The sequence below is a fragment of the Amycolatopsis sp. CA-211722 genome, assembly GCF_056828465.1.
Window position 1 is genome coordinate 3,615,266 of sequence record NZ_CP184752.1, and the last position, 15,399, is coordinate 3,630,664.

16 protein-coding genes are annotated in these 15,399 nt (G+C 68.5%); 8 read left to right on the forward strand and 8 right to left on the reverse strand.

Annotated elements, in window-relative coordinates; all coding sequences use genetic code 11:
• Positions 1 to 2: 2 nt before the first annotated feature.
• Positions 3 to 461, reverse strand: a complete 459-nt coding sequence (locus ACOCEP_RS17800; protein WP_482338530.1) for a YciI family protein — start codon at positions 459 to 461, stop codon at positions 3 to 5.
• Positions 462 to 588: 127 nt separating this feature from the next.
• Here ACOCEP_RS17800 and ACOCEP_RS17805 point away from each other — a divergent pair, with 127 nt between their 5' ends.
• The 3 genes from ACOCEP_RS17805 to ACOCEP_RS17815 all read left to right on the forward strand — a co-directional run bounded on the left by ACOCEP_RS17805 (position 589) and on the right by ACOCEP_RS17815 (position 2,627).
• Positions 589 to 1,002 carry a PGPGW domain-containing protein gene (locus tag ACOCEP_RS17805; protein ID WP_482338532.1) on the forward strand — a complete coding sequence of 138 codons (414 nt, stop codon included), beginning with the start codon at positions 589 to 591 and terminating at the stop codon, positions 1,000 to 1,002.
• Between the two features lie 20 nt (positions 1,003 to 1,022).
• Complete coding sequence (locus tag ACOCEP_RS17810; RefSeq protein ID WP_482338533.1) at positions 1,023 to 1,694, forward strand: TetR/AcrR family transcriptional regulator; 672 nt, start codon at positions 1,023 to 1,025, stop codon at positions 1,692 to 1,694.
• A gap of 75 nt (positions 1,695 to 1,769) precedes the next feature.
• Positions 1,770 to 2,627, forward strand: a complete 858-nt coding sequence (locus ACOCEP_RS17815) for an oxidoreductase (protein ID WP_482338535.1) — start codon at positions 1,770 to 1,772, stop codon at positions 2,625 to 2,627.
• Positions 2,628 to 2,688: 61 nt separating this feature from the next.
• On the opposite strand, the gene ACOCEP_RS17820 is transcribed toward ACOCEP_RS17815, so the two are convergent.
• Positions 2,689 to 3,513: an ABC transporter permease gene (locus ACOCEP_RS17820; protein ID WP_482338537.1), complete on the reverse strand. Its 825-nt coding sequence runs from the start codon at positions 3,511 to 3,513 to the stop codon at positions 2,689 to 2,691.
• Positions 3,503 to 4,399, reverse strand: coding sequence for an ABC transporter ATP-binding protein (locus tag ACOCEP_RS17825; protein WP_482338539.1), 897 nt, complete (start codon positions 4,397 to 4,399; stop codon positions 3,503 to 3,505). Before ACOCEP_RS17825 ends, ACOCEP_RS17820 begins: the two co-directional genes overlap by 11 nt.
• Before the next feature lie 156 nt (positions 4,400 to 4,555).
• Between ACOCEP_RS17825 and ACOCEP_RS17830 the strand changes: the two genes are divergently transcribed.
• Positions 4,556 to 5,014, forward strand: coding sequence for a hypothetical protein (locus ACOCEP_RS17830; RefSeq protein WP_482338540.1), 459 nt, complete (start codon positions 4,556 to 4,558; stop codon positions 5,012 to 5,014).
• A gap of 454 nt (positions 5,015 to 5,468) precedes the next feature.
• Here ACOCEP_RS17830 and ACOCEP_RS17835 read toward each other — a convergent pair whose 3' ends face one another.
• Both ACOCEP_RS17835 and ACOCEP_RS17840 read right to left on the reverse strand, forming a co-directional pair.
• The gene (locus ACOCEP_RS17835) at positions 5,469 to 5,882 is read right to left on the reverse strand and encodes a hypothetical protein (protein ID WP_482338541.1); all 414 of its coding nucleotides are present in this window, start codon (positions 5,880 to 5,882) and stop codon (positions 5,469 to 5,471) included.
• Positions 5,800 to 6,432, reverse strand: a complete 633-nt coding sequence (locus ACOCEP_RS17840; protein ID WP_482338543.1) for a hypothetical protein — start codon at positions 6,430 to 6,432, stop codon at positions 5,800 to 5,802. The genes ACOCEP_RS17835 and ACOCEP_RS17840 overlap by 83 nt, the downstream gene beginning before the upstream one ends.
• 754 nt (positions 6,433 to 7,186) lie before the next feature.
• On the opposite strand from ACOCEP_RS17840, the gene ACOCEP_RS17845 reads away from it, so the two are divergent.
• The 4 genes from ACOCEP_RS17845 (at position 7,187) to ACOCEP_RS17860 (ending at position 12,642) form a co-directional block, all read left to right on the forward strand.
• Complete coding sequence (locus ACOCEP_RS17845) at positions 7,187 to 9,676, forward strand: CHAT domain-containing protein (protein ID WP_482338545.1); 2,490 nt, start codon at positions 7,187 to 7,189, stop codon at positions 9,674 to 9,676.
• A gap of 211 nt (positions 9,677 to 9,887) precedes the next feature.
• Entirely contained in the window at positions 9,888 to 10,403 is a 516-nt protein-coding gene (locus ACOCEP_RS17850) for a lytic polysaccharide monooxygenase auxiliary activity family 9 protein (RefSeq protein ID WP_465459156.1), read from the forward strand.
• A 71-nt stretch (positions 10,404 to 10,474) separates the two neighbouring features.
• Positions 10,475 to 11,416 (forward strand): non-homologous end-joining DNA ligase, encoded by a 942-nt coding sequence (gene ligD, locus ACOCEP_RS17855; RefSeq protein ID WP_482338546.1) that lies wholly within the window; start codon positions 10,475 to 10,477, stop codon positions 11,414 to 11,416.
• A gap of 71 nt (positions 11,417 to 11,487) precedes the next feature.
• The gene (locus ACOCEP_RS17860; protein ID WP_482338548.1) at positions 11,488 to 12,642 is read left to right on the forward strand and encodes a 4-hydroxybenzoate 3-monooxygenase; all 1,155 of its coding nucleotides are present in this window, start codon (positions 11,488 to 11,490) and stop codon (positions 12,640 to 12,642) included.
• A gap of 134 nt (positions 12,643 to 12,776) precedes the next feature.
• Here the strand turns inward: ACOCEP_RS17860 and ACOCEP_RS17865 are convergent, their stop codons facing one another.
• From ACOCEP_RS17865 to ACOCEP_RS17875, 3 genes are all read right to left on the reverse strand, one after another.
• Entirely contained in the window at positions 12,777 to 13,403 is a 627-nt protein-coding gene (locus tag ACOCEP_RS17865) for an AAA family ATPase (protein ID WP_482338549.1), read from the reverse strand.
• A 55-nt stretch (positions 13,404 to 13,458) separates the two neighbouring features.
• Complete coding sequence (locus ACOCEP_RS17870; RefSeq protein ID WP_482338551.1) at positions 13,459 to 14,124, reverse strand: DUF998 domain-containing protein; 666 nt, start codon at positions 14,122 to 14,124, stop codon at positions 13,459 to 13,461.
• 81 nt (positions 14,125 to 14,205) lie between these two features.
• Positions 14,206 to 15,357 carry a beta-ketoacyl synthase N-terminal-like domain-containing protein gene (locus ACOCEP_RS17875; protein WP_482338552.1) on the reverse strand — a complete coding sequence of 384 codons (1,152 nt, stop codon included), beginning with the start codon at positions 15,355 to 15,357 and terminating at the stop codon, positions 14,206 to 14,208.
• Between the last annotated feature and the right edge of the window lie 42 nt (positions 15,358 to 15,399).

Sequence of the window (15,399 nt, forward strand, 5' to 3'; positions counted from 1 at the left end):
TGCTACCGCGCGGCGCGTTCGTGGCCGACACAGCCCTCCGCGACCGGTCCTGTCACGACGGGGTGTGTGGATATAGGGACGTTGAATGTCCCTATATCCACACACCCCTCACTCGCGCATTCAGGGGGTCGGCCAGAGCGGCCGGATCTCGATGTCGCGAACCCGGCGACCGGATGCTTCGACACGACCTCGATCGCCTCGTCGAGATCGGCGCACTCGATCAGGTCGTAGCCGAGGATCTGTTCCTTCGTCTCCGCGAACGGCCCGTCCGAGACGAGCAGTTCGCCGTCGCGGTGCCGGACGGTGGTCGCGGTGGCCGCCGACCGGAGCCTGCTGCCGGACAACCGCACGCCGCGAGCGGTCATCTCGTCGACCCATTCCTGGGTCCGTTCGTCCAGCGGGTCTTCGCAGTCGTCCGCAGCGGGGAACGGCGTCCCGCAGATCAGCAGCATGTAGCGCATCGGTCCTCCTTGGTCGAACGGTTCATCACCCCGACGAACGGTCTCCTCCGAAACAGACCGTCAGGACCAGCGCGTTCCCCGCGCGACCGGCACAATCGACGAGAGGGACGACGGCGAGGAGGAGACGGTGGGCATCGGAAAACCCGTGAAGCAGGCCTTGATCCTGGTCGCGGGCGGCGTTCTGCTGCTGGTGGGCATCGCGCTCCTCGTGCTGCCCGGGCCGGGCCTGCTGCTCGTGCTCGCGGGCCTGCTCGTGCTTGCCTCGGAGTTCCCCGTGGTGGAGAAGTACGTCGATCCGATCCGCGACAGGGCGATGAAGGCGGCCGAGGACAGCGTTTCGTCGCCGCTGCGTATCGCGGGTTCGGTGCTGGCGGGGCTGGGTCTGCTGGCCGCGGGGATCGTCTGGGGGCTTGTGCCGGGTCTGCCGCTCGGAGGCTGGAGCACCGGGTCGAGCCTGATCCTGTCCGGGCTCATCCTGTTCGCGTTGCTGATCTGGAGCTACAAACGGGTGCAGGCCAGGAGGGCCGCGAAGACCGAATAACAGCCGGGTGGTCTGGTACCGTGCGGCGCGTGGCCCCCGACTTCCAGCGCGCTCGGCGTCCGGAACAGGTCGAGGCCCGGCGCGCGGCGATCCTCGGTGCGGCGCGCGAACTCCTGTCCGAGCGGCCCGTCTCCCGGATCAGTCTGCGGGAACTGAGCGACCGCGTGGGCTTGGCGAAATCGAACGTGCTGCGGTACTTCGACAGCCGTGAGGCGATCTTCCTGGAAGTGCTCGACTCGGTCTGGGTCGCGTGGCTCGACGAACTCGAAGGCGAGCTGAGCGCTCTCGACGGCTACGAGCGTGTCGCGGCCGTCATCGCGACGTCGATCTCGCGGCAGCGCCTGCTGTGCGAGCTGATCAGCACGATGGCCGCCGTGCTCGAACGCAACATCTCCGTGGAGACCGCCCGGACGTTCAAGACCAGGGCGGCCGACCGGACCGAACGGCTCGCCGGCCTCGTCCGCGCTCAAGTCCCGCTGGACGCCGAAGCGGCCGGGTACTTCGCGAAGGCCGTCTTCATCCTCGTCGCGGGGCTGTGGCCCTACGCGAACCCTGGGGAGGCCGTGGCGACGGTCCTGGCCGAACGCGGGATGCCCGCCGGCCACGCGATGTTCGTCGACGGGCTGACCGAAGGACTGGCGAACCAGCTGGTGGGTCTGGCTGTTCGCGCAGGTCAGAGCCCCGAGTGGTAGCAAAGGTCCCTTGCTCGCGCCGGGCCGGGCGAGCCTGCATAAGGTGAGCGGAACCCACTTGCACAAGGAGCGATCATGAGCCCAGGCGGCACCCTCACCCTCGGCGATCTCACCGTGAGCCGGATGGGCTACGGCGCCATGCGGCTGTCCGGCCCCGGCATCTGGGGGCCGCCGAGCGACCGCGAGACCGCGATCGCCGTCCTCCGGGAGGCGGTCGAGCTGGGCGTGACCCATATCGACACCAGCGACTTCTACGGTCCGCACACGACCAACGAGCTGATCCGCGAGGCGCTGCACCCCTACCCGGACGAGCTGCACATCGTCACCAAGGTCGGCGCGAAGCGGACTCCGGACAAGGGCTGGCCTTCGGCGCTTTCACGCGAGGAGCTGACCTCCGCGGTCCATGACAATCTGCGCAACCTCGGCCTCGACGTCCTCGACGTGGTCAACCTGCGGCTCGCGGGGGAGCACGGTGTCTTCCCGATCCCGGTCTCGATCACAGAGCCGTTCGAGGTGCTCGCCGAGCTTCAGCAGCAGGGCCTGATCCGGCACCTCGGCCTGAGCCACGTGTCGGCGGAACAGGTCAAGGAAGCCCGCGCCATCGCGCCGGTCGTCTGCGTGCAGAACGAGTACAACGTCGCGAACCGGGCCAACGACGGCCTCCTCGACGCGCTCGCGGCCATCAACATCCCGTTCGTGCCGTACTTCCCGCTCGGCGGGTTCACGCCGCTCCAGTCCGGTGTCCTCGACGACTGCGCCCGCCGGGTCGACGCGACTCCGATGCAGGTCGCGCTCGCGTGGCTGCTCCAGCGGTCGCCGAACATCCTGCTGATCCCTGGCACCTCGTCGCCGCAGCACCTGCGCGAAAACGTCGCCGCCGCGGAACTGGAGCTGCCGGCGGACGTCCTGGCGGATCTCGACGCCCTCGCCTGACTTCCCGCGTGAAGGCCCCCTTCCCTCGGCTCAGCCGAGGGAAGGGGGCCTTCACGCGCGTTCAGAGGACATCCCGGCGCCGCAGCAGCCAGCCGCCGAGCCCGGCGAAGACCACCAGATAGCCGGCCACGACCAGCGTCGCTTGGGAGACACCGACGAGCTCCCCGACGCCCGGCGTCGCGCCCGAGGCGCCCAGCGACGCGGCCAGCGAACCGGCGTTGGCTCCCGGCAACGCCAGCTGGAGCGTGCCGACCCAGTCCACCAGCGGGGCCGCGACGCCGAACAGCAGGTTCTGGACCACCAGCAGCCACACCAGGCCGAGCCCGATCGGCAGCGCCACCCCGCGCATCGCGATGGCGAGCGCCGCGCCGAGCGCCGCCCACGTCATCGCGATCAGCCAGCCGGCGCCGATCCCCGTCAGCAGCGAGCCGACCGATGGCCAGTCCATCGGTTCGCCCTCCGACGAGGCGATGAGCGCGCTCGTGACCGCGCCGGTCGCGAAGCTCGTCAGCACGACCGTCAGCGACGCGACGGCCAGCGCGAACAACTTTCCACTGTAGACGGTCAGTCGCGAAGGTCCTTGCGTCAGCACGGTCTTCCACGTGCTCCAGCCGTATTCGGTGCCGACGGCCAGCACCCCGAGCACGAGCAGGATCGCCCCGAGGAACACCGGCAGCCCGCCGATCGAGTTGCCGACCAGATTCGCCGGAAGCGTCGCGGCCAGCCCGCGGTCCGTCCCGGGTGCCCCGCTCGACGAACCCGCCGCACCCGCGAGCGGCAGCAGATAGGTGAAGGTCAGCCCGAGCACGACCGCGATCCCCAGCATGAACCAGTTCGCCGGCCGCCGGACGAGTTTCGCCAGCTCGGCGCCGAAGCTACCCCACATGATCCGCCACCTCTCCGGTGAGCTCGAAGAACACCTGCTCCAGATCCCGTTCGCGGACGTGCAGTTCACGCACCGCGATCCCTTCCGTGACGAGTTCGCGGTTGAGCCACGACGCGCGTTCCGGGTCGACGGTGAGGTCGAGACCGGTCCCGCTCGCGCGCACGTTCTCCGCGCCGATCCAGCGCCGCACCAGGTCCGTCGCGCGCTCGACCTCGTCCGTCTCGACGTGCAGCACCGTGCCGCCGCGCAGTTCGGCCACCGTGTTCTCCGCGACCAGCCGCCCGTGCGAGACGACACCGACCCGGTCGCAGATCTGCTGGACCTCGCCCAGCAGATGGCTCGACAGCAGTACGGTGCAGCCCTCCGCACCGAGCCGGCGGATCAGTACCCGCATGTCGGCCATGCCGGCCGGGTCGAGCCCGTTGGTCGGCTCGTCGAGGATCAGCAGCCGCGGATCCTTGAGCAGCGCCGCCGCGACGCCGAGCCGCTGCTTCATCCCGAGTGAGTAGGTCGCGTACCGGTCCTTGCCGCGATCGGCGAGGTCGACCATTTCGAGCACTTCGCCGACGCGGCGCGGATCCGTTCCGCTGTACCGGGCCAGCACCTTGAGATTGTCCGATCCGGACAGATACGGGTAGAACCCCGGCGATTCGATCAGCGCGCCGACCCCGCCGAGGTCGCCGGGCGGCCTGCCGAACAGCCGGACGCTGCCCGAAGTCGGCCGGACCAGCCCCAGCAGCATCCGCAACGTCGTCGTCTTGCCCGCGCCGTTCGGGCCGAGGAAGCCGTAGATCTCACCGGGCAGCACGGTCAGCTTCATCCGGTCGACGGCGAGCTGCTCGCCGTACCGTTTCGTGAGTTCGTCTGTGTCCACGGGAAGGTTCATGGTGACGAATGGTGTCCCTGGAGAGGCCGTCACCACATCCGTTCAGGGGCGGCACCGCGCGTACGTCGGCGGACGTAGCCGGTTGGCCGGAATCCTGCGACATCTGTCGAAAACACCGGTACCGGACACCGCGGCGATGATCATAGGCTCGGTCGCGTGTCGAAAATCCTTTTGATCCTCCACGTGCTCGCCGCCGTCATCGCGGTCGGTCCGGTCACCGTCGCGGCGAGCATGTTCCCCGCCGCCGCGCGTAAGGCCTACGCCGAACCGGGTTCCGGGCTGTCCGTGCTTCGCGCGCTCAACCGGATCTGCCGGGTTTACGCGATCTTCGGGATCGCGGTGCCGTTCTTCGGGCTGGCGACGGCGGGCAGCATGCGGGTCTTCGGCGACATGTGGGTGATCGTGTCGATCGTGCTCACCGCGGCCGCCGCCGGTGTGCTGGCGTTGCTGGTCCTGCCGGGGCAGAACGCGATCCTCGCCGCGCTGGGCGCGGAGCCGCCGTCGGAACCGGTCACGGCCGGGCGGGTGGCGATGTACACGGGGGTGTTCAATCTGCTCTGGGTCGTGGTGACGGTGCTGATGATCGTGCGGCCTGGATCCACCACCGGCGCCTGAAACCTCGTGAGTGGCCAGGACGGTTTCTTGGGTACCTACTGGCTTCCGGCCGCCGTCGACCCCCGGGCCCGGCCTGTGGGGGCTGGAGCCGGTGTCGCGAAAGCCACTTTCGGGACACCAGACGTCTCGAAAGTGGCTTTCGCAACCTCCGGCCAAGCCCAGCACCCGGGCGGTACCGAGTGGGTCTCGTCGTGAGTGGCGATTCGGGTTGGAGCCAACCGTGTCCTGGCCCCTGCTGGCGATCTCGCGTGATGTCCACGCGCGGCCCACGCTGGGCTAGGCGACACGCCGGTCCCGCTGGGTAGCCGGCCTCGACCCGAGGGGTTGCGAAAGCCACTTTCGCAACGTTGAAGGTTGCGAAAGTGGCTTTCGCAACGCCTCAGCCGTGGCCGCGCCCGATAGGTAGCCAAGACACCCTTGGTGCTAACCGTCCTAGCCACTCACGAGGTTTCGCTCAAGCGCTCAGCAATTGGTTGAAGAACGACCGGTAGCGGCGGAGCGCGATCCGGAGGTCTTCGGTCGCCGGTTCGCCCTGGCTCCACGCGGACTCGAGTTCCTTCTTGTGGTCCGCGAACGTCGTGGCCAGGTTCTGGATCACCACGGCGACGAGTTCGTCGGCCTCCTTGACCGCCCGCCGCGGATCGTCCACAAAGGCCGTTTGGATGCCTTGCCAGCTCTCGCGGAACCGGTCGACGTCGGTGCCGGCGAACAACGTCCGAGCTTCGTCCTCGTCGGTGCTCTCGGGTTTCGTGGCCACCAGGTCTTCGGTACTCAAGGCCTGCCCGTCAGCGGTCCGTTCCTCGCCGAGCCGATCCGTCGTCCCCGCGACGCGTTCCGTTCCCTCGGTCTCCAGGGGCCTGCTTTCCATGGCTTTCCGCTCCTTCGCCGGCGTCGGTCAACAGCTCTTCGAACACTTCGCGGTAATGCTTCATCGCTTCACGCATGTCCTCTGTGGACATTTCGGATTCCTTGTGGCGTACCAGTGTGTCGTGTCCGGCGCGGTAGTGCCGTAACGCTTTCGCGTGCCGGACGGACAGGTCCGCGAGCTGCTGGTCGTACCCTTCGGTCGGGTAGCCGCGCTCGGCCATCAAGGCGACCAGCACCCGGTCCGCCTCGACGACGGCACCGGACGGGCGGTCGACGAACTGTTCCTGGATCAGCGCCCATTCCTGGGCGTACCGGTCCTTTGTGGTCTCCGGCAGCGGCCGGATGTCGAGATCCGAATGTCGTTTCACCCGCGACGAAAGCTCGCGTTCGGCTTCCCTCGGGTTCTCGTGTTCCTTGACCGCACGGTCGTATTCTGGCCCGAACGTCTCTCGCAATCGCCGCCTGCGCTGCTCGGCGACGACGAACCAAGCGGCCGCGCCCACCACCAGGATCGCGGCGATGACGATGATGACGACCAACCACGTGGGCATCGCTATCTCCTCCGGATGTTTCGCCGGTCAACCCCCGACAGGCCGTGAGTTCCCCGGTTTTTCGGACGGAAACCCTTGTGTCGCAAGAAATTTTGGATCTTAGGCCGGATGGCGCAGCGGAATGACCCCGCTTCGGGGACTGCTCGTGGGTGGGCGCGGCCATGTGACGGAGGTCGTGAGGCTCGCTAACCAGGCGTCCCTCTTTCGGGTGCCGACGATGACTCAGTGTAGGTAAAAACTCCCGATCACTGCTCCGTTGTGGCACTATTGCCCCGTTCGCAGGAAGAGGGCCTGCGAACAGAGGGGGCCGTCGTAGTCGAGGCTGCCTGGTACGACAAAGAAAGATCATCAGGGGAGGAGATCGTCACATGTCGACGCCTACGGATGTCAAGGACCCCACCGGCGAAGAGGGGCCGGTCGACCCGGCTCGGCCCAAGCCCGACCAGGGGGAACACCAGCACGGCCCCGACTGTGAGCACAATCGAAACCCGCGTTTCGATTGTGGCGGTGGTTGCATCCAGACCCCGCCGCCCACCAACTGAGGCCTATCCGCCGGAAGTTCTGGCCCGCCCGATCAGGCTAAGCCCGAGGGCGGGCTTCTTTCGGCTACGGACTGTGCTGTCATAGACCAGTGGTTGTAACGGAGTCAGGTCAAGCCGAGGCCATCCGCGAGGCCCGCGCCCTGCACCGGGCCGGGGTCGACGCGGCGTGTGCGGCGCGCTCCCACGAGGGCTACCGGTTGCTTCGTCGTGGAATGACGTTGCTCGATTCGATACATCCGGTCGTCGGGGAAAACCGTTCCGACTGGCTTGTGGTGCGGATTCGCTTGGCCAACTCGCTCGCCGCGCTTTCCTCGGAGGCCGGTGGCGGGGTGGCCGCGGGCCTGGCCGGGCTGGACGAGGTCAGGCTTCTGCTCGAAGCCGTACCCGATCCCGGGCTCCGCGCCGAACTGAGCGGGTCGGTGGACCACAACTACGCCTTGCTGCTCATGGCCGCCGGGCGGAACGAAGAGAGCGTCGAGTACTTCGACTCGTCGTTGGTGCACAAGAGGAAAAGCCTCGAGACCGCCGAAGACCGGGATTCGCAGCTCGACCCGTTGGTGAACACCCTGGCGACGCGAGGTCTCGCGTTCACCAGGTTGGGTAACGTCCGGCGAGCTCGCGAAGATCTGGTCGAAGCGATCGCGCTGGCCGACCGCCATGGTCTGCGCCTGACGGCCGGCGACGTCCGGAGGCCCTTGGGCTCCTTGGAACTCAGAATCGGCAATGTCCCGGCCGCTCTGCGGCTTCACCAGGAAAGCGAGCGGATCTACCGATCTCTGCGGGGCGAGGTTCCGCCCCTGTTGAGGTTGGATCAGGCGCAGGCGTTGCTGACCGCGGGCCTCTCCGACGAGGCGGGCGATTTTCTCGACGAGGCGCTTCCGGTGATGCGTGCGCGACGGACGGTCACCCGTGAGCTGGCCTACGGTGAACTCTTCCGGGCTTCGGCGGCGCTGATGAGCGACGATCTCGAACTCGCCCGCTCGTATGCCGCGTCCGCCCGCCGCCGGATGCTCCGCTGGGGCTGCCAGACCTGCGTCGCCAACGCGACCATCGTCGGGCTCCGCGCCGACGTGCGGGAAGCCTTGCGCGACAACGTGATCCCACCGGCCTTGACGTCACGCGCGCTACGTGCGGCGAACGGGATGCCGATGCCGAGGCTCGCCGATCAGGCGGCGCTGGCCAGGATGCTGGCCGTCCGGGTCGAGCTGCGCAAGGGAAAACGCAAGCGTGCCGCCGAATTGCTCGAGCGGATTCCGCGGCCGGGGCGGCTGACTTCCGTCGATCATCGGATGTTGCGCAGGCTTTGCCGCGCGGAACTCGCGGTGGCCGAGGGGGACAAGCGCGGGGCGCTGGCCGAGATCCGGGCCGGGCTCACCGAGCTCGACCGCGTCCGCGATCGGATGGGCGGCATCGAGCTGGTGTCCGGGACGGCGCTGCACGGCAGGGAGCTGGCGGATCTGGCCGTCAAGATCGTGCTGGAACGTGCCGACGCGGCCCGGTTGTTCGGCTGGACGGAACGGACCCGCGCCCAGAGTTACCGGTACGAACCCGTTGTGGCGGCCGATCCGGAGCTCGCCGAGCGGGTCGCCGAGGTCCGGGGGCTCGATCAGGCGATCCACCAGGCGCAGCACGACGGGCATCCGACGGCGGCCTTGCGGTCGAAGCACGCCGAGCGGTTGCGTGAGGCGCATCGGCTCGGCTGGCACACCGGGCGCTGGGGCAGGCCGCGGCCGGTCGCGCGGCTCGCGGAGGTGGCCGCGGAGCTGGGCGAACGCGCGCTGGTGAGTTTCGCGTCGTCGGGCGACGACCTGGTGGCGATGGTCGTAGTCGGGGGGCGGTGCGAACTGGTGCGGCTCGGTTCGGCCGAGCGGGCGGCGGAGTCCGCGCGGACACTGAACATCGATCTCGACGCCCTCGCTCCGGATCGGTTGCCGGAGCCGTTGGTCCGGTCGGTGCTGGCGTCGGCGCGCAAACAGGCCGAACGGCTGGACGGCCAGCTGATCCGGCCGCTCGAAGCGCTGCTCGGGGACCGCGGCCTGGTCGTCGTGCCGACCGGCCCGTTGTTCGCCGTTCCCTGGGGGGTGCTGCCGGCGCTGCGGTCGCGGCCGATCGTCGTGGCGCCCTCGGCGACGGCGTGGCTGGGCGCGGAGCGTTCGGCGATGTCCCGCGCGCGGAAGGTCGTGCTCGTCCGCGGGCCCGGCCTCGTCGGGACCAGGGGTGAGCTGGACAAGCTCGCCACGCACTACCGGGCCGCGCATACGTTGGCGGGGGCCGACGCGACCGTGTCTTCCGTCTTGCGCGCGCTGGACGGCGCGAAGCTCGCGCACATCGCCGCGCACGGGGCGCACGAACCCGAGAACGCCCTGTTCTCCCGGCTGGAGCTGGCCGACGGCGCGCTTTTCGCGCACGAGATGGCCGGGCTCGCGCAGCCCCCGGCGCAAGTCGTCTTCGCGGCCTGCGAACTGGCGCTGAACCGGATCCGGCCCGGCGACGAGGTGCTCGGTTTCGCCAGCGCGCTGCTCGCGAGCGGTTCGCGGACGGTGATCGCGCCGTTGAGCCGAGTCGGTGACGAGGCCGCGGCGGCCGCGATGGACGATTACCACCGCGGACTCGCCGAAGGGGCCGGACCGGCGACGGCCCTGGCGGACACCATCGCCGTTGATCCGTTCCGGCGACCGTTCGTCTGTTTGGGTGCGGGCTGAACGTCCGGCTTGACAAACCCTGTTCGATCTTCACGACTCCAAGTGCCCGGTTGGTTACTCTTGACCGAGTCGTCTGAACCAATTATGGTCTAGACCACATTCGCTCGCTTCGCGTTCCCGCGGATGTGTCCCGACCTTCATTGGTATTTCGCTCGCTGTGACCCAGGAATCTCGAGTCCGCGGTGGGTGTAGAGATGGGAAAGGGGTAGGCATGAGCTTCAAACGACGGCTTTTGACCCTGGCGGCCGGTGCGGCGATGGTGCCGGCGGCCCTGGTCGCGATCCCGGCGGGCACCGCCAGCGCGCACGGTTACGTTTCCTCGCCTGCGAGCAGGCAGGCGCAGTGCGCGCAGAACACCGTTTCCTGTGGCTCGATCAAATGGGAGCCGCAAAGCGTCGAGGGCCCCAAGGGGCTCATGAGCTGTAACGGCGGGGTCGGCCGTTTCGCGGACCTCAACGACGACAGCAAGGGCTGGAAGGTGCATTCCCTCGGCCGTACCACCACGTTCCGGTGGACGCTGACGGCCCGCCACCGCACCAGCACCTGGGAGTACTTCGTCGACGGCGCCAAGGTCGCCAGCTTCAACGACAACGGCGCGCAGCCGGGCGCCACGGTCACCCACAGCGTGAACCTGCAGCAGAGCGGGCGGCACAAGATCCTCGCCCGCTGGAACGTCTACGACACGGCGAACGCGTTCTACGCCTGCATCGACGCCAACATCGGCTAGGTATCGACTCTCGTGAGTGGTAGTGAGGCCGTCACTACCACTCACGAGATTTTTTGTGCCACGCTCACCTCATGAGCGATGAGGAGCGCGACGGTGTCAAGCTGACCAACCTCGACCAGCCGTTGTTCGAGGGCGTGACCAAACGCGACCTGGTGGATTACCTGGACGCCGTCGCGGGCCGAATTCTCCCGGTCCTGGAGAACAGGCCGCTTTCGGTCATTCGCGTCCTCCGCGGCCAGGACCCGTTCATGCAGAAGAATCTGCCCAAATACACGCCGGACTGGGTGAAGCGGTACGGGATGTGGGCGGAGACGTCGAAACGGCAGGTGTCGTACGCGCTCTGCGACGATCGCCGGACGCTGCTCTGGTTCGCGAACCAGCGCGCCGTCGAGTACCACCCGACGCTGATGACCGCGGACGTCGACGCGGGCCCCACCCACCTGGTGCTGGACCTCGACCCGCCGCCGGGGGACGATTTCGCCCATGTCGTGAAGGCCGCGATGCTGGTGCGGCAGGCCCTGGCCGACTCCGGGCTCGCCGGAGCGGTGAAGACCAGCGGTTCCAAAGGCGTGCACATTTTCGTCCCGCTGACCCCGGGGCAGGGTTTCGAAGACGTCGCGGCCGCGACCCGTGCCCTCGCCGCCCGCGCGGAGCAGGTCGATCCGGCTATCGCGACGACGGCGTACATCGTGGAAGACCGCGAGGGGAAGGTGTTCCTCGATTCGACGAGGGCGGGCGGGAACACGGTCGCGGCGGCGTACAGCCCGCGCTTGCGCCCGGGGCTGACGGTGTCGTTCCCGGTGGCCTGGGAGGAACTCGAGAACGTGGTCCCCGCCGATTTCACCGTCCACACGGCGCCCGGGCTCCTGGGTGACAAGGATCCGTGGGCCGAGTCGATGCCGGAGCCTCGGACGCTGCCCGCCGACCTCGTCGAGCAAGGGCACACGATCCCGATCGCCCGCGTCGTCGCGATGCACGAAGGGAAGCGCCGGGCGCGCGCTCGGAAGGACTGAACGCCCACGACACCACGGCGTTTTGTGTACCTTGGACCGCACTGGGGCGGGCGAAGGTACTGGGGGCTTTCGTGGGGAAGATCGATGCCGACGTGGTGATCGTGGGAGCCGGTCCGGCGGGGCTCCTGCTGGGAAACCTGTTACGGGCCGCCGGAATCGACTGCGTGATCCTGGAGCGCCGAAGCCGGGAGCACGTCGAAAACCGGGCCAGGGCGGGCTTTCTCGCCGCGAACAGTGTCCGTGTGCTCACGGAGAACGGGCTCGCCGCAGGGCTGCTCGCGAACGGCCTGAGGCACGACACCTGCGCCTTTCGCCATGATCAGGCCGAATTCGAGCTCAAGTACAGCGAACTCGGGAACGGCGAGGTGCACACGGTCTATCCGCAGCAGTTCCTGGTCACCGACCTGATCGCGGAATTCCTCGCCCGTGGCGGGGAGATCAGGTTCGGGACCGAGGTCGGCTCGGTCTCGGGGATGGACGCGACGGTCATCGCCGACGATCTTCTCTTGCGGGCCAAGTACATCGCCGGCTGCGACGGCAGGCGCGGGATCTCGCTGAGATCCGTGCCCGCCCGGGTCTTCCGGCGGGACCACGACATCTCGTGGCTCGCCATCCTCGCCGAGGCGCCGCCGAGCATGTCCGCGATCGGCTACGCGATCCACGAACGCGGATTCGCCGGGCATATGGCCAGGACACCGACGGTGACTCGCTATTACCTCGAAGTACCGCGCGGCGAGGACCCCGAGAGCTGGGGAGACGACCGGATCTGGGACGAACTGCGGCTGCGGATGCGGGCCGACCGCTACGGCGAACTCAAACGTGGCGCCATCATCGAACGCCGCGTCGTGGACATGGCGTCGCGGGTGATGGACACGATCCAGCGGGGAAACCTGTTCCTCGCGGGGGACGCGGCGAGCCTGATCAGCCCCGCCGCGGCGAAGGGCGCGAATCTCGCGTTGATGGAGGCCGAGATCCTCGCGCGCGCGTTGATCGACGCCCTCGCCGAGGACGACACGGCGGGACTCGATCGCTACTCCGCCGACTGCCTGCCCCGGATCTGGCGCGCGCAGGAGTTCTCCCTCTGGATGATCAACCTTCTGCACGGCCCCACCGGATACGACGACGAGGCCGTCTTCCAGCGGGCACTGCGGGACGCGCGGCTGGAGAGCCTGCGGGTTTCCCGCGCGCACCAAGACTTCTTCGCCGAGAACTACGTGGGTATCTGAACCGATCGCCCGTCGCGTCCGTATTCCGGTGAAGAGGGAAAGGACGGACGACGATGCCGGTACGAATCCGCTGGACGCCGTTGAAGCCGCACCCGAACCGCCCCGTGCCCGCGGAAGAACCCGAGCCGGAACCGCTAGCCGGCGCGGACGGCGGGTGCCGCGGGCAGCTCGACACGAAGGAGCCGGACGTCGCCTGAGCGGTCTCTCCCCGGCTCCTCCTCGGTGACGAATCGCAGCGCCCCGGTGGCCTTCCGGGTCACCATCCGCGCGTCGTGCCAGCCCGACGGTACCCAGCCGTCACGCAGGGCACGGCGCATCTTCTCGGCCCGTTTGACGTGGCGGGCGAACGAATGCCGCCGGATGACGCGCCCGCGCGCGACTTGGCCCGCGCGGGCGTCCTCCGGGGCGACGTCGAGCCACAGCAACCGGACCGGGCGGCGGCTCACCAGGCCGAGCAGGGCCAGCAGCCCACGGGTCGTCGCCCGGGTCGAGGGCTCGTGCACGATGAGCGGACCGCCGTCGGCCAGCGCGAACCGGACGACCCGCGCGCGATGCCAGAGGTGGACCACCGGCCGGTAGCACCGGTACGGCAGCGCGGGCGGCAGCCGTTCCCGCAGCCGTCCGCGGACCTGATCGGAGTCGAGCACCGGTAGCGCGCCGGTCGCCGCCCGGGACAGCAGGGTGGTCTTGCCGGCCCCGGGAATCCCCGCGACCACCAGCAGGTCGCGGCGGCCGAGGCGGAGTGCGATGCGATCGGTCATACGGCGTCAACGCCCCGGCCGAGGGCAAAGGTTCCTTTACCTTCGCCGGCGCAGGTCAGGCGGTCACCCGGGTTCCCGACGTCACCGGCTTGTCCGGCAGCAGCGTCCCGCCCTTGGTGAGCCACGCGACACCGAACGCGAGGATCGCGACCGACTCCAGCCACAGCGCCGGGTACAGATCCTTCGTCAGCTCGTCGAAGACCAGCCCGCAGAGCACGATCAACGCCAGGCACACCAGCATGATCACGCCGGACGCGACGTAGAGCCGGTTCCGTTCGGGTTTGCGGGCGCCGGGGATCTCCTTGTCCGACTTGGTGAACAGCACGATGCAGAAGAACGCCAGGGTGAGGAAGAAGACCGCGGCGAAGCCGAGGTGCAGGAGACCGATGATCTCGTCCGTGCGGTCGCCGTTCGCCGGTGTCGTGGGGAAGAGCGCCACCCCGACGGCGGCCACGGCCGCGATGTTCCCGGCGATGTCGTCGATCCGGCCGTAACCCCGATACGACAACAGGAAGACGCCGATGGCGCACATGACGCCGACCCACACGTCCCGCATTCCCGAGTAGTAGTACCCGCTGATCGAGTTGAGCAGGCCACCGCCGTCGACGAGCAGCTTGCCGAGGACCAGCACGAAGGGCAGGCCGGTCCCGAGGAAACCGATGGCGCGCCGCAGGAACAGGTAGTTGTGGACGAGGTTGTCGGTCGCCGTTCGCGGGCCCATGGTCGCCTCCGTGCTCAGTACTGGTCGCCATATGATGACAGCTCGTGACGACGACGGGACCGTGTGTTATCGAATTGCTCGCTAGGCGTTCTCCAACACGACAGCCGCGACGTAGCCGCCCATGCCGATCGACGTCTTGACGGTGAGCCCGCCTTCCGGCCGGGACGGCCCGTCCATCAGCTGCGAATGCCCGTCCGCCACCGGTTTCGGCGCCGGGACCAGATCCCGTTCCGCCGCGAGGCAGATCGCCGCGATCTCGGTCAGCGCGCTGCCCGATTGGCTGTGCCCGGTCAGCGGTTTGATCGAGTAGATCTCGGTCTCCCGTGGGAAGACCGCTTCGAGGATCTGGGATTCCGTGCGGTGACAGAGTTTCGTGCCGGTCCCGTGCGCGTTCAGGTAGCGGACGTCGGACGGTGCGGCGTTCGCGTTCTCCAACGCGCTGGTCACCGCTTCGATCGCGTTCGTCGAATCGGGGTCGAGCGCCATCGCGTTGTGCGCCTCATGGGTCATGGCGCCGCCTCGCAACGTCGCGTACGACTCGGTCTTCCGCTGGGTCAGCACCACCGCGACCGCGGCCTCGGAGAAGGTGAAACCCCTTGTGTCCTCTTGGAAAGGACGGCACGCGTCGAGTGGAGGCACGTCGGTGATCGCCACCCCGCAGTGCACGAAGTTGCGCACCATCGGCCTGGTCGCGGACAGATCCGTGGTGACCACGACCACGTCGTCGGCCATACCGGCGTCCAGCCACATCTTCGCGGTGAGCACCGCGGCGCTGCCGGTCGCGCACATGGCGGACGTGGCCATGGAAGGGCCGTGGAAACCGAATTCCGACATGAGCGTCGCGATCGGGGTCGAGGGCATCATGCCGATGAATTCGCGCCGGTACATGAGCTGCTCGCCCATCTCGGTGAGCCGGTCCCAGGTGCGCAGGTCCTCGCGGACGCCGCCGGAGATGACCCCGACCCGGCGTCCCGGCGTCCAGCCCCGCGCGCCGGCGTCCTCGATCGCTTCCCGTGCCGCGGCGAGGAGGGCGCGCGCGTGCAGGCTGCCGTCCCTGGCCCGGCCGCCCTCGGGGACGTGGGCGACCCAGCCCGGCTGGTCCGGTGTTTCCCCGAAGCCTTCGGTGAATTGGGCGCAGGGGACGCCGCTCACCAGGCCCTCCCACAGAGATTCGCGCCCCCAGCCGTAGGCGGTTACGGCGCCGATGCCGCAGATGTCTGTTTTGCTCCGCACGTGTTTCCCTTCAACTACATTCAGTCAACGCTGGGGTGGAAT